Source organism: Zymobacter sp. IVIA_12111.31 C1 (assembly GCF_047495495.1).
In the GTDB taxonomy this organism is placed as follows: Bacteria; Pseudomonadota; Gammaproteobacteria; order Pseudomonadales; family Halomonadaceae; genus Zymobacter.
In genome coordinates this window covers 1138776-1153715 of sequence record NZ_CP179930.1, presented here as the reverse complement: position 1 = coordinate 1153715, position 14940 = coordinate 1138776, and the positions used below count along the sequence as shown (strand labels likewise).

General features: G+C 51.9%; 8 protein-coding genes, 2 tRNA genes and 3 rRNA genes. 5 read left to right on the top strand and 8 right to left on the bottom strand.

What is annotated here, in order from left to right:
* Position 1 precedes the first annotated feature (1 nt).
* Together ACMHYW_RS05175 and epmA are read right to left on the bottom strand one after the other, a co-directional pair.
* Complete coding sequence (locus ACMHYW_RS05175) at positions 2-535, bottom strand: sugar dehydrogenase complex small subunit (protein ID WP_414501171.1); 534 nt, start codon at positions 533-535, stop codon at positions 2-4.
* A 304-nt stretch (positions 536-839) separates the two neighbouring features.
* On the bottom strand, positions 840-1841 hold the full coding sequence (gene epmA, locus ACMHYW_RS05170; protein ID WP_414501170.1) for an EF-P lysine aminoacylase EpmA: 1002 nt from the start codon (positions 1839-1841) through the stop codon (positions 840-842).
* Between the two features lie 169 nt (positions 1842-2010).
* Here epmA and ACMHYW_RS05165 point away from each other — a divergent pair, with 169 nt between their 5' ends.
* The 3 genes from ACMHYW_RS05165 (at position 2011) to ACMHYW_RS05155 (ending at position 6363) form a co-directional block, all read left to right on the top strand.
* The gene (locus ACMHYW_RS05165) at positions 2011-2607 is read left to right on the top strand and encodes an NAD(P)H-dependent oxidoreductase (protein WP_414501169.1); all 597 of its coding nucleotides are present in this window, start codon (positions 2011-2013) and stop codon (positions 2605-2607) included.
* Between the two features lie 1404 nt (positions 2608-4011).
* On the top strand, positions 4012-5682 hold the full coding sequence (locus tag ACMHYW_RS05160) for an alpha-keto acid decarboxylase family protein (RefSeq protein ID WP_414501168.1): 1671 nt from the start codon (positions 4012-4014) through the stop codon (positions 5680-5682).
* Positions 5683-6228: 546 nt separating this feature from the next.
* Positions 6229-6363, top strand: coding sequence for a hypothetical protein (locus tag ACMHYW_RS05155; protein WP_414501167.1), 135 nt, complete (start codon positions 6229-6231; stop codon positions 6361-6363).
* A gap of 380 nt (positions 6364-6743) precedes the next feature.
* Here ACMHYW_RS05155 and rrf read toward each other — a convergent pair.
* The 5 genes from rrf to ACMHYW_RS05130 form a co-directional block, all read right to left on the bottom strand.
* Positions 6744-6859 (bottom strand): 5S ribosomal RNA (gene rrf / locus ACMHYW_RS05150).
* A gap of 123 nt (positions 6860-6982) precedes the next feature.
* Positions 6983-9882 (bottom strand): 23S ribosomal RNA (locus tag ACMHYW_RS05145).
* A gap of 344 nt (positions 9883-10226) precedes the next feature.
* Positions 10227-10302 (bottom strand) — tRNA-Ala (locus tag ACMHYW_RS05140).
* A 9-nt stretch (positions 10303-10311) separates the two neighbouring features.
* A tRNA-Ile gene (locus tag ACMHYW_RS05135) sits at positions 10312-10388 on the bottom strand.
* 108 nt (positions 10389-10496) lie between these two features.
* Positions 10497-12036 (bottom strand): 16S ribosomal RNA (locus ACMHYW_RS05130).
* Together the 16S, 23S and 5S rRNA genes with 2 tRNA genes alongside form the textbook arrangement of a ribosomal RNA operon.
* A gap of 427 nt (positions 12037-12463) precedes the next feature.
* On the opposite strand from ACMHYW_RS05130, the gene ACMHYW_RS05125 reads away from it, so the two are divergent.
* Positions 12464-12772: a hypothetical protein gene (locus ACMHYW_RS05125; RefSeq protein ID WP_414501166.1), complete on the top strand. Its 309-nt coding sequence runs from the start codon at positions 12464-12466 to the stop codon at positions 12770-12772.
* Positions 12773-13144: 372 nt separating this feature from the next.
* On the opposite strand, the gene efp is transcribed toward ACMHYW_RS05125, so the two are convergent.
* Complete coding sequence (gene efp / locus ACMHYW_RS05120) at positions 13145-13711, bottom strand: elongation factor P (RefSeq protein WP_027706144.1); 567 nt, start codon at positions 13709-13711, stop codon at positions 13145-13147.
* Between the two features lie 111 nt (positions 13712-13822).
* Here efp and epmB point away from each other — a divergent pair, with 111 nt between their 5' ends.
* On the top strand, positions 13823-14866 hold the full coding sequence (gene epmB, locus ACMHYW_RS05115) for an EF-P beta-lysylation protein EpmB (RefSeq protein WP_414501165.1): 1044 nt from the start codon (positions 13823-13825) through the stop codon (positions 14864-14866).
* The last annotated feature ends 74 nt before the right edge of the window (positions 14867-14940 follow it).

Below are 14940 nucleotides of genomic sequence, written 5' to 3'. Positions count from 1 at the left end.
ATCACGCTCTCCATCCTGAAGGTTGGCTGGCCCAGAAACCGGGACGATTAGGGCAATAGCTGCGCACAATGAAGATATCCTTCGTCGCCGAAAACTGGAGCGCACCTTCATACGTCACGACACGCATGGTGTCTCCGCTCCCGATCAACCCGGTGTACCAGACGGAGGTTATTTCACGCGCCAGCGTCGTCATGGAAGCACTCCACTGCGCTGGCGACTGATGTATGACGCCCGCCAGGGAAGACAGCTGATCAGCAAAAGCCGGATCCTCTTTCTTCATTTCATCAAAGATGAGTCCTGCCAGTACTGGGTTGAGCTGCTGACGTGCTGTCAGCACACCCGATACGCGGATGAAGTCCGCCAGCGCGCTATCTTGGGCGTCGTCTGCTGCCTGCGCCACGGGAAGTGCACCTAACGTAATCGCTGCCAGTCCCAACGCGGCACCACCCAATAGGCAGCGACGCGATACGCCGACAGGCTGAGAGAAAGCAGGCGCCACCGCACCAGCATCCGTAAGGGGGGTGTCATCTTTCACAGTGATCTCGCTTCGTCGATTGAACACAGCGGGGAATATGGCCGGCCCACTCATCCCTGAGCCAAGGCATCGCTAAACCATCATGCACATTTCGGCCATGTTGATATGAATGTAGTAAAGAAATGCCGACTGCACACACCCTCGGTCACAAACACCAACAGTGGGTAAAGGTACTACGGCCACCATACTGTGCGACATTTCGCCACAATACAGCCACCATACGCGGGCAGGAAAGTAATTACAAAACGGTGCGCACGCCAGAACAGCGTGCGCAAAGGGAGAATCTCAAATCAGCCATCGCACATCATGCGCGATCAATCGGAAACGGCAGTACGTCAGTAAGGGAAGAAGCGCCATAGGCCAACATAATCAACCGATCTAACCCCAGCGCTACACCAGAACCCTCCGGCATGCCATGTGCCAACGCGGCCACCAAGGCCTCATCAACCGTCACTTCTGGCCTCCCCAGCACACGCCTCTGCTCGTTATCGGCCAACAGACGCGCATGCTGCTCCTCGGCATGGGTCAACTCATCATAGCCATTGGCTAGCTCTACTCCTTGCCAGTACAGCTCGAAACGCCCGGCTACCGTCACACCATCTTCAGGGTCGATATGATGCCGAGCCAATGCGGCCTGTGACGCCGGATAATCCGTCACAGCATCAATGACGACCGGCCCGTCATTGGTCATTATTGGCCCCAAGTGCGGTTCGATATCGTGGCTCATCAAGACATCAAGCAACGCATCACGCTCCCAGTGACAGGCCTCATGGCCAACATGCCGCACGGCAGCGTCCTGCAACGTCTCCAATGAAGCCGTAAACGGGTCGAAGGCCAGATAGTCGCGGAACAGCTGGCGATAGCGATGGCAGCGCAGCGCCACCGGGCGCTGCAACACGGCTTCGATCAGCTCGACGGTTTCATTCATCAGAAGTGATAAAGAGTACCCCGGCTGATACCACTCCAGCATTGTGAACTCGACATTGTGGCGGCGACCTGCCTCGCCATCCCGAAAAGCATGTGCAATCTGATAGATCGGCCCGCTGCCCGCAGCCAGAAGGCGCTTCATACACGCCTCGGGTGATGTCTGCAACCACATGGTCATTGGACCCTCAGGAGTCATCACCTCGGTCTTCACGATATCCATGAACGGATCCGTCGTCCCTGCACGGCACACGACAGGGGTGTCGACTTCAAGCACATCGCGTTCAAGAAAGAAACGGCGCACGATGGCCATGCAGCGCGCTCGAAAACGCAGCGCCTCAAGCGACGCCGAAGGCGCCCAAGGATAAGAAGAAGCGGTCATGCATCACACCTTTTGAAGACATCGAGAGCACGCACCATAGCAGCTCCGACAAACAGCGCCCACTCCCCTATCACCCACGTAAATAATATATTACTCTGCTAACATTGCAGCCTATAGCACATCTGCACACAGCTTTTATATTATCCACTGCCTGTATTTGGAGGTTCCCATGAGCCGCAAAATCCTGCTGATCAACGGCAAAAAATCCTTTGCGCACTCGCATGGCCGCTACAATGACACTCTGCATGACACAGCGCTGTTCTTCCTTACGGGCCAGAACCATCAGATCAAGACCACCTTCATTGATGATGGCTATGATGCCGAAGAAGAAGTCGAGAAATGGCTGTGGGCTGACACGATCATCTACCAAATGCCTTGCTGGTGGATGGGTATACCGTGGATCGTCAAGCGCTATATCGACGAAGTGTTCACCGAAGGTCACGGCCGCCTGTACGCCAACGACGGACGCTCACGCAGCGCTCCGGAACGCCACTATGGCAGCGGCGGCCTGATACAGGGCAAGCAGTACATGATCTCCGTAACGTGGAACGCACCGGAAAGCGCATTCACCGACCCCGACGATTTCTTCGAAGGGAAAGGCCTTGATGCGGTCTATTACTCCTTCCACAAAGCGCATGAGTTTCTAGGCATGACCCACCTGCCTTCCTTCATCTGTAATGACGTCATAAAAGAGCCGAATCCCGAACGGGATGTCGAACGCTACACCGAACACCTCAAGAAGGTGTTCTCAAGCCCCAGTGCCTAAAGCAGTTAGCGGCAAGAATAACGCCCTACAAAAGCGAGCGCCCGATGCAGAAGCGCTCGCTTTTTTCATGGCGTAAGAGATCTCAGGATACCGAGTGGTTCGCCCCATACATCAGGCCCATCATCTGAAAGCAACACCCAATAATAATACGGCGCCCTTCGCTCAGCGATTGCAGACAGACAGACAGACAGGCAGACAGACAGACAGACAGACAGACAGACAGACAGACAGACAGACAGACAGACAGACAATGCTCACCCACCAGCTCCATGTATTGCTAGCCAATAAAGGCCACATGCACAGCAACGAACAGCCACCGCGTCACCGAAAAGCCGTCCCTTCATTCAAAAGCACCGCCCTCCGTCATTGAAATTCCCGCCAACGTTAAACCCCGACGAAGTCATCTCATGCTAAGCACGCAGAAGCCCCTTCAAGCTGAGTCTAGCGTGCCCCAAACAAGCCGGCGTGCCCGGGTCAGTGGCACACGGCACAGTGCCTTTTCGTACAGCAACAATAAACACCTCTTGTGGGCACCTCATAAACTACTGCGCGATGCCATGCGAACAAGACAACACCGCAACAGTCTTGTGCTTCAAACCGGCTATAATTCCTTTTTGTTATTTACATCGTAACGGCTATTCCATAAAACCTACATAAGCCTTCCTTAAATAGGTCATTCGTATTTAAAGAAAGAGCCTTATTCCAGCCCGGTTGCCCCATCAGGCATTCGACTAATTCACGATCTAAAAAAACGATCAGTGAGCATAATGTCGCACCCTGATAGTGAAAAATACCTTAAAACACAGCGCTACAACGTAATGAAATGCCCACAAATTCCTTGTATTTCTCTCAACACCTTGCACATTCAGCAGCGCAATGCAGGCCTAGTAGATTATTTTTGGAACAGGTACTTTTTAACCCTAAAGGAACTATTTTTCAAAAAATTCCTAGCACACCCTTTTATCTCGCCTATTCCCACTCAAACGTTACAGAATAAAAAGCAAAATACTTATATTACCTTTGGGTAAAAATGATGGTTTAAAAAGCTGCACAATTGCGCCATTAAATTCGAAATACCCATATGGAACTTATGTCAATAACGCTAAAGCACAATGAACAAAAGGAGTATGCCCTCCACCTCCACTATCGTCATAGACTCGCCGCGCTGCAGAAACATACATGGTGTTTCTAGGATATTCAGGTACGACGCTTCTCTCACATGGATACATCATCTTTTTGATTGCGCCACGATATGCGCAAGCGTTTTCTGCAAGCAAAGAACACGGAACATGAGCGGCTATCGTCCTTCCCTACCTGTGCAGCAACCAGCAAGGTCTAAAGAGGCACGGTGGCATCTCGGTTCACTCTCATCCTCGACGATGAATCAATGGAGGTTTACCCCTGATGTATACCGTTGGTATGTACTTGGCAGAACGCCTGGCCCAGATCGGCCTGAAACACCACTTTGCCGTGGCCGGTGACTACAACCTGGTGCTGCTTGACCAGCTCCTGCTGAACAAAGATATGGAGCAGGTCTACTGCTGTAACGAACTTAACTGCGGCTTCAGTGCCGAGGGTTACGCTCGTGCACGTGGTGCCGCCGCTGCCATCGTCACGTTCAGCGTAGGTGCTATCTCTGCAATGAACGCCATCGGTGGCGCCTATGCAGAAAACCTGCCGGTCATCCTGATCTCTGGTTCACCGAACACCAATGACTACGGCACAGGCCACATCCTGCACCACACCATTGGTACTACTGACTATAACTATCAGCTGGAAATGGTAAAACACGTTACTTGCGCAGCTGAAAGCATCGTTTCTGCCGAAGAAGCGCCGGCAAAAATTGATCACGTCATCCGTACTGCTCTGCGTGAACGCAAACCGGCTTACCTGGAAATCGCATGTAACGTCGCTGGCGCTGAATGTGTTCGTCCGGGCCCGATCAACAGCCTGCTGCGCGAACTCGAAGTCGACCAGACCAGCGTCACTGCCGCTGTAGATGCCGCCGTAGAATGGCTGCAGGACCGCCAGAACGTCGTCATGCTGGTTGGTAGCAAACTGCGTGCCGCTGCTGCTGAAAAACAGGCTGTCGCTCTGGCTGATCGTCTGGGCTGCGCTGTCACGATCATGGCTGCTGCAAAAGGCTTCTTCCCGGAAGATCATCCGAACTTCCGCGGCCTGTACTGGGGTGAAGTCAGCTCCGAAGGTGCACAGGAACTGGTTGAAAACGCCGATGCCATCCTGTGTCTGGCACCGGTATTCAACGACTATGCTACCGTTGGCTGGAACTCCTGGCCGAAAGGTGACAACGTCATGGTCATGGACACCGATCGCGTCACTTTCGCAGGTCAGTCCTTCGAAGGCCTATCCCTGAGCACCTTCGCCGCTGCGCTGGCTGAGAAAGCACCGTCTCGCCCGGCAACGACTCAAGGTACTCAAGCACCGGTACTGGGTATTGACGCCGCAGAGCCCAATGCACCGCTGACCAACGACGAAATGACGCGTCAGATCCAGTCGCTGATCACTTCCGACACGACTCTGACAGCAGAAACAGGCGACTCCTGGTTCAACGCTTCTCGCATGCCGATTCCTGGCGGCGCTCGTGTCGAACTGGAAATGCAGTGGGGTCATATCGGTTGGTCCGTACCTTCTGCATTCGGTAATGCCGTTGGCTCTCCGGAACGTCGCCACATCATGATGGTCGGTGATGGCTCTTTCCAGCTGACCGCTCAAGAAGTTGCTCAGATGATCCGCTATGAAATCCCGGTCATCATCTTCCTGATCAACAACCGCGGTTACGTCATCGAAATTGCTATCCATGACGGCCCTTACAACTACATCAAAAACTGGAACTACGCTGGCCTGATCGACGTCTTCAATGACGAAGATGGCCACGGCCTGGGTCTGAAAGCTTCTACCGGTGCAGAACTGGAAGACGCTATCAAGAAAGCACTCGACAATCGTCGCGGTCCGACGCTGATCGAATGTAACATCGCTCAGGACGACTGCACTGAAACCCTGATTGCTTGGGGTAAACGTGTGGCAGCTACCAACTCTCGCAAACCGCAAGCGTAAGTTGATGTAGTAAACTAGGAGGGGCCTATCTAGGTCCCTCCACATAGCCCCTCTTACGGCTCAATACCCGTAAGAGGGGCTATCTTATATAATATAAAAGCCATATTAAAAATATAATTAATGAAGTATTATCACATTTAAAAAAGCACGCCGTTGACGCCTTAAGCCAGAAAAAAAGAATATATTTTCCCTTAAAATATATTTAGTCATATTTTAGCCCTATTGCTTAGCTTAGAAAGTCACAATCTAAAAGCAATCATCAAGATAACGGTATAATTATTAGACATCACGGCATGAGCACTTTCTTTTGTAAACCACTTCAAAAACCCTAATAAATCAGGTTCTTTACAGACACGCCTGCATCGCCAAGGCCTAGGAGACAACGAAGGAGGCATACCCTAGCGCGGCAAGTTTTGGACGAGTCCACTCACCATAAAGAGAGAAGATAAGCACCGAGAGGCAGGAGATGTTAAGGCGTTCCAAGCCGGTTCCATCAGAAAAAGGACCAAAGAGCAGTAGTGTGGCTTTTTGAAGGAGATAAAAGAGATGAGCTTGCGCATCGCCGAGGCGGTCGCTCAGCAAGCCGTTGAAGATGGCGTAACTGAAGGCCGTGATAGCCCACACCTGAAGGAACGCATTGAGGCACACTTCTGGACGCCAGAGTACGCTCGCTACTGCTAGACGCTACAACATTGACGTCTCGCCGATAACACAACACCCCCGATGATGGCCTGAGTAGCAGTCATAGGGGTATTTCTAATAACGGCATCTAGTGACTTTGGCTGTTTTGATAGATGAGCGATCTGCAGACAGCGCTGGGGGGGGAGGTGAACGGTGGGCTACTCACGCATCTGTCGTCTTGGTGGCAGGGGCTTAGCGGCTGCGCTACCGCCCTTTTTCTCTTCTTTCTTCTTTCTCTTTGCTCATCTGCCGCTGTTGAGTGACGGCTCAGGATCTAGGGGCTGGCACGGCCGTTATTTGCCTTCGACCTGCGCTTGCCTACCCTACCCCTCAAAGCAAATACCCCCGACCATTGCTGGCCGGGGGTATTCAGTAAAGATGCTTGACGATGACCTACTCTCACATGGGGAAGCCCCACACTACCATCGGCGCTGAGCGGTTTCACTTCTGAGTTCGGCATGGGATCAGGTGGTACCCGCTCGCTATGGTCGTCAAGCGTATTCGGTTCGGTCTCGATGCCTAAGGCACCGCTACCTAAATCTGTAAATCATGCTGGGCCGAGATCGTCTCGTCGCGTATCCGTTATTTTCGGATCGTGTCTATAACCCTTTGGGGTTATATGGTCAAGCCTCACGGACCATTAGTACACGTTAGCTCAACGCATTGACTGCGCTTCCACACCGTGCCTATCAACCTCGTAGTCTTCGAGGGTCCTTTAGGGGGCTCAAGGCCCCAGGGAAGTCTCATCTTGAAGGGGGCTTCCCGCTTAGATGCTTTCAGCGGTTATCCCGTCCGAACATAGCTACCCGGCAATGCCACTGGCGTGACAACCGGAACACCAGAGGTTCGTCCACTCCGGTCCTCTCGTACTAGGAGCAGCTCTTCTCAAACTTCCAACGCCCACGGCAGATAGGGACCGAACTGTCTCACGACGTTCTAAACCCAGCTCGCGTACCACTTTAAATGGCGAACAGCCATACCCTTGGGACCGACTTCAGCCCCAGGATGTGATGAGCCGACATCGAGGTGCCAAACACCGCCGTCGATGTGAACTCTTGGGCGGTATCAGCCTGTTATCCCCGGAGTACCTTTTATCCGTTGAGCGATGGCCCTTCCATACAGAACCACCGGATCACTAGAACCTACTTTCGTACCTGCTCGACGTGTCTGTCTCGCAGTCAAGCACCCTTATGCTCTTGCACTCACTGCACGGTTTCCAACCGTACTGAGGGTACCTTCGTGCTCCTCCGTTACTCTTTGGGAGGAGACCGCCCCAGTCAAACTACCCACCACACACTGTCCTTCTACCGGATAACGGTAGCAAGTTAGAACGCCAATGATGTCAGGCTGGTATTTCAAGGTTGGCTCCACTGCAACTGGCGTCACAGTTTCAAAGCCTCCCAGCTATCCTACACAGACAACATCAGCATCCAGTGTGAAGCTATAGTAAAGGTTCACGGGGTCTTTCCGTCTAGCCGCGGGAACACTGCATCTTCACAGCGATTTCAATTTCACTGAGTCTCGGGTGGAGACAGTGTGGCCATCATTACGCCATTCGTGCAGGTCGGAACTTACCCGACAAGGAATTTCGCTACCTTAGGACCGTTATAGTTACGGCCGCCGTTTACCGGGGCTTCGATCAGGAGCTTCGGACGAGTCCTAACACCATCAATTAACCTTCCGGCACCGGGCAGGCGTCACACCCTATACGTCCGCTCACGCGTTAGCAGAGTGCTGTGTTTTTAATAAACAGTTGCAGCCACCTGGTATCTTCGACCGGTTGGGGCTCTGAGAGCGAGTCTCTTCACCTTACGCCGGCGCACCTTCTCCCGAAGTTACGGTGCCATTTTGCCTAGTTCCTTCACCCGAGTTCTCTCAAGCGCCTTGGTATTCTCTACCTGACCACCTGTGTCGGTTTGGGGTACGGTCACACAGTACCTGAAGCTTAGAGGTTTTTCCTGGAAGCGTGGCATCAATGACTTCCTGAGTCCGAGGAATCAGTTCGTCTCGTATCTCGACCTTAAGCAAGCGGATTTGCCTACTTGCTCAGCCTACATACTTTCACCAGGACAACCGTCGCCTGGCTCACCTAGCCTTCTCCGTCACCCCATCGCAGTACTGTCTGGTACAGGAATATTAACCTGTTTCCCATCGACTACGCCTTTCGGCCTCGCCTTAGGGGCCGACTCACTCTGCTCCGATTAACGTCGAACAGAAAACCTTGGTCTTCCGGCGAGGGAGGTTTTCACTCCCTTTATCGTTACTCATGTCAGCATTCGCACTTGTGATACCTCCAGCATGCCTTACAGCACACCTTCGCAGGCTTACACAACGCTCCTCTACCGCTCAACACTTAAGTGTTGAACCCGTAGCTTCGGTACTTGGTTTGAGCCCCGTTACATCTTCCGCGCAGGCCGACTCGACTAGTGAGCTATTACGCTTTCTTTAAAGGGTGGCTGCTTCTAAGCCAACCTCCTAGCTGTCTGAGCCTTCCCACATCGTTTCCCACTTAACCAAGATTTTGGGACCTTAGCTGACGGTCTGGGTTGTTTCCCTTTTCACGACGGACGTTAGCACCCGCCGTGTGTCTCCCATGCTGCACTCACCGGTATTCGGAGTTTGCCTCGGGTTGGTAAGTCGGGATGACCCCCTAGCCGAAACAGTGCTCTACCCCCGGCGGTGATACATGAGGCGCTACCTAAATAGCTTTCGAGGAGAACCAGCTATCTCCGAGCTTGATTAGCCTTTCACTCCGATCCACAAGTCATCCGAATCTTTTTCAACAGATCCCGGTTCGGTCCTCCAGTTGATGTTACTCAACCTTCAACCTGCTCATGGATAGATCGCCCGGTTTCGGGTCTATTCCCAGCAACTATGTCGCCCATTTAAGACTCGGTTTCCCTACGCCTCCCCTATACGGTTAAGCTCGCTACTGAGAATAAGTCGCTGACCCATTATACAAAAGGTACGCAGTCACAGAACAAGTCTGCTCCCACTGCTTGTACGCACACGGTTTCAGGATCTATTTCACTCCCCTCACTGGGGTTCTTTTCGCCTTTCCCTCACGGTACTAGTTCACTATCGGTCAGCCAGGAGTATTTAGCCTTGGAGGATGGTCCCCCCATGTTCAGTCAAAGTTTCACGTGCTCCGACCTACTCGATTTCACCTTAATTGCATTTTCGCGTACGGGGCTATCACCCACTATGGCGTGCATTTCCAAACACTTCCGCTAATACAACTAAGACTTAAGGGCTAGTCCCCGGTCGCTCGCCGCTACTGGGGGAATCTCGGTTGATTTCTTTTCCTCGGGGTACTTAGATGTTTCAGTTCTCCCGGTTTGCCTCCATACCCTATGTATTCAGGTAAGGATACCCGTCTTATGACGGGTGGGTTTCCCCATTCAGAGATCACCGGATCAAAGGTCATTTGCCACCTCCCCGATGCTTATCGCAGGCTATCACGTCTTTCATCGCCTCTGGCTGCCTAGGCATCCACCGTGTGCGCTTAATCGCTTGACCATATAACCCGAAAGAGTCATAGATCACGATTCAAACGAAAACAATTTTCGCCGGATACGCTTGAGACGTATCTCATTTGCCAATGTCACGGCCTATCGGATAATGCTTCCGAGGAAGTAAAATCTGATCGCGTTCCATTGGACTTGGCATCAGCATGATTTACATTGTTAAAGAGCAATACTGCGAGCAAGAAGCTTGCAGTCAGGAAACAACATTCATCACACGCTGTATCGTTGACTATTAAGACATCTAATAATCAATCATAACGCGATGAAGATTGGTTCGTGACTAGAAGCTAGATCACTAAACTAAGTACTGGAGAACCGGCCATCAAGACAGTCAGATGGTGGAGCCAAGGAGGATCGAACTCCTGACCTCCTGCGTGCAAGGCAGGCGCTCTCCCAGCTGAGCTATGGCCCCATATAATAATGGTGGGTCTGGGCAGACTCGAACTGCCGACCTCACCCTTATCAGGGGTGCGCTCTAACCAACTGAGCTACAGACCCGGCAACTGCTTGCGCACGGCCAGGGAATATCCCCTGCAGTACTTCGCTCTACTACGATCAGGCAATTTGTTGTGGACACTTGAGATCACGAGGTGATCATTTTACGTTTAAGGAGGTGATCCAGCCGCAGGTTCCCCTACGGCTACCTTGTTACGACTTCACCCCAGTCATGAACCACACCGTGGTAACCGTTTTCCCGAAGGTTAAACTAGCCACTTCTGGTGCAATCCACTCCCATGGTGTGACGGGCGGTGTGTACAAGGCCCGGGAACGTATTCACCGCGACATTCTGATTCGCGATTACTAGCGATTCCGACTTCACGGAGTCGAGTTGCAGACTCCGATCCGGACTGAGGCGAGCTTTCTGGGATTAGCTTCACGTCGCCGCTTCGCAACCCTCTGTACTCGCCATTGTAGCACGTGTGTAGCCCTACTCGTAAGGGCCATGATGACTTGACGTCGTCCCCACCTTCCTCCGGTTTGTCACCGGCAGTCTCCTTAGAGTTCCCGACCGAATCGCTGGCAAATAAGGATAGGGGTTGCGCTCGTTACGGGACTTAACCCAACATTTCACAACACGAGCTGACGACAGCCATGCAGCACCTGTCTCAGAGTTCCCGAAGGCACCAATCCATCTCTGGAAAGTTCTCTGGATGTCAAGAGTAGGTAAGGTTCTTCGCGTTGCATCGAATTAAACCACATGCTCCACCGCTTGTGCGGGCCCCCGTCAATTCATTTGAGTTTTAGTCTTGCGACCGTACTCCCCAGGCGGTCAACTTAGTGCGTTAGCTGCGCCACTAAATCCTCAAGGGATCCAACGGCTAGTTGACATCGTTTACGGCGTGGACTACCAGGGTATCTAATCCTGTTTGCTACCCACGCTTTCGCGCCTCAGCGTCAGTGTCAGTCCAGAAGGCCGCCTTCGCCACTGGTATTCCTCCAGATCTCTACGCATTTCACCGCTACACCTGGAATTCTACCTTCCTCTCCTGCACTCAAGTCTGCCAGTTCCAAATGCTGTTCCCAGGTTAAGCCCGGGGCTTTCACATCTGGCTTAACAGACCGCCTACGCGCCCTTTACGCCCAGTAATTCCGATTAACGCTCGCACCCTCCGTATTACCGCGGCTGCTGGCACGGAGTTAGCCGGTGCTTCTTCTGTGGGTGATGTCCTTCCTGAAACGTATTAGGCCTCAGGCTTTCTTCCCCACTGAAAGTGCTTTACAACCCTAAGGCCTTCTTCACACACGCGGCATGGCTGGATCAGGCTTTCGCCCATTGTCCAATATTCCCCACTGCTGCCTCCCGTAGGAGTCTGGGCCGTGTCTCAGTCCCAGTGTGGCTGATCATCCTCTCAGACCAGCTATGGATCGTTGCCTTGGTGAGCCATTACCTCACCAACTAGCTAATCCAACATGGGCTCATCCGATAGCGAAAGGTCCGAAGATCCCCTCCTTTCTCCCGTAGGACGTATGCGGTATTAGCGTGCGTTTCCACACGTTATCCCCCACTATCGGGCAGATTCCCATGCATTACTCACCCGTCCGCCGCTCGCCACCAGGAAGCAAGCTTCCCGTGCTGCCGCTCGACTTGCATGTGTTAGGCCTGCCGCCAGCGTTCAATCTGAGCCATGATCAAACTCTTCAGTTTAAATCTTTCATTGGTCATTAGGTGACCAATCCGGCTCGAGTATCGAAACAACTCATTGAATTGATGAGTTACTTGATGCTCGAAATGATGATTCACTTCGAAAACCTCAAGCACCCACACAAATTGCCTGACCATCTTGTTAAAGAGCGTCTTGCGAGCGGCGTTCGCTGCTCAGCAAGTGGAAGCACATTCTACATTTTCTGGAGATTTTGTCAACCGCCGATTTGGCGATCGCTTCAGAAGATCACACAACGTTCTCAACTGAACCATCTTCAAGAAAAAGCGAAGACCTACAAGAGGTTAGCTTCCGTGCCACCCGGCGTTTGCCCTGGCAGCGAGGGCGTACTTTACAGAGATCACCGGGGGTTGGCAAGGGCTTTGTGATCTTTATTTCGAGCACACGGCCCACTTCTTGCTAGGAAGTTTTTTGGCTTCTGCTTCTGCTTCTGCTTCTGCTTCTGCTTCTGCTTCTGCTTCTGCTTCTGCTTCTGCTTCTGCTTCTGCTTCTGCTTCTGCTTCTGCTTCTGCTTCTGCTTCTGCTTCTGCTTCTGCTTCTGCTTCTGCTTCTGCTTCTGCTTCTGCAGTATGTAATCACCTCAGGTATCCGACGCAAGAGATTAATGCTCTTACCAGAACAATTCTTATATTTTATTCATTACAACCCATACTCTTACATGCCAATAAAATTGGCTCACGATATGATAAAGCATACTTCAGACAAACCATCACCCCATAATCCTTAATTATTATAATAAACAAAAACCAATTCACACAATATGCTCAACAGAAAATAATGTGTAATATAGAAATCATAAAATACATTTCCAGCACAGAATATAATTTATTTTATAAACAATGATGCATAGCCAGAAGCTCACCATAACCCGCTGACCACGCTCTTATGACTGGGCGGATTCCCATCTTTCACGCCCTACACCTCGGCATATCTCCTTCATGCTTAAATCAGTGACGAAACAGCCACGCAATTGACATTTAAAGCGTTTTTCAACACAAAAAAAAGCCATCACGTCATTCGACAAAACGCGAATGCCGTGATGGCTCTCTCGACAGTTGTCGGCATCGCTGCCGATGAATGCCTACTAAACTATTAAGCGCGGCTGACGTAGTCACCCGTGCGAGTATCGATCTTCAGCACTTCACCCTGGTTGATAAACAGCGGTACGCGAACAACAGCGCCCGTTGACAGGGTTGCAGGCTTGGAGCCCCCCTGCGCGGTATCACCTTTCAGACCCGGGTCAGTTTCAATGACTTCGAGCTCAATGAAGTTCGGCGAAGAGATGGAAATGGGGTTATCGTTCCAGAGCGTCACGATGTAGGACACTTGCTCTTTCAGCCATTTCACATTGTCGCCAACGGCTTTGGCATCCGCAGCGAACTGTTCAAAAGAACCATCCGTTTTCATGAAGTGCCACATTTCACCGTCGGTGTAGAGGTATTCCATGTCGAGATCAACGACATCGGCACCTTCAATGGACTCACCGGACTTGAACGTACGTTCCCAGACGCGTCCTGTGATCAGGTTGCGCAGTTTGACGCGGTTGAAAGCTTGCCCTTTGCCCGGTTTGACGAACTCATTTTCGAGGATGCTGCATGGATCACCATCCAGCATTACCTTGAGACCGCCCTTGAATTCGTTGGTAGAATAATTCGCCATGAGTCCCTCAACTATCAAATGAAGACCTGACGCGCGGGATCGCGCCAGATCGGAATCCAGCTTACTTTTCAACCCACCCCATGTGGGCTGATCTTACGGTACAAACGCAAGATGATAACCCGAAGCAGGCATGCTGTGCAGATTATCGACGCAGAGACAGAGATCAACAAGCCTTCCGTTTCTTGGCAGACACAGCTCAAGGATGCGATTCGAACCCCTGAAGCGCTATGCAACTTTCTAGGGCTCGATAATAGCGTCTGGCAAACGGAAGCCCAAGAGGGCCATGCCTTGTTTCCAATACGCGTACCGCTTGCCTACGCGCGACGTATTCAAGCAGGCAATCCTGATGACCCTTTACTCAGACAGGTACTGCCAATCGCACGCGAAACCGACAGCATTCAAGGCTTTATCAGCGATCCCTTGGAGGAAGCCGAACATACTCCTCGCCCAGGATTGATCCATAAATATCACAACCGTGTACTACTGATCGCGAGCGGTGGCTGTGCGGTAAACTGTCGCTACTGTTTCCGGCGCCACTTCCCTTATCAGGAAAACATACCTTCACGCTCGGAATGGCATAACACTCTTGAGTATGTCCATCAGCATCCAGAAATCACTGAGGTCATCCTATCCGGCGGAGATCCTCTATTGAGCACAGACGACCGCTTAGCCGAGCTCATTACCCAAATAGAGCAGATCCCCCATGTGATACGACTGCGCGTTCATACTCGCTTACCAGTCGTTATCCCCGATCGTGTAACTGAAGCACTCTGCCAGAGACTTTCGTCCTCACGACTACAGCGCGTTGTCGTGTTGCACATCAACCATCCTTCAGAGATAGATGAAGACGTCATCAGTGCCGTCCAGCGACTTTCTAGCGCGGGGGTCACAGTGCTCAATCAGAGCGTGCTACTGCGCGACATCAACGATAGCGTCGCTGTACTGGCGACACTCTCAGAGCGACTATTTGCAGCGGGCATCATGCCCTACTACCTGCATGTACTGGATCCTGTCGCGGGCGCAGCACACTTCGATGTTCCTGACAGGGAAGCCGTTGAGCTGGTGGACGAACTCCGTACTCACCTTGCAGGCTTTCTGGTACCCAAACTAGTGCGCGAAATACCAGGCAGACTAAGCAAGACTCCACTGTATTAGGGCACCATGAGAGCCCGCATATAGAACGTAGAAGCAGGCACCATGGTCGGCAGCCTACATTTCAAATAGAAATG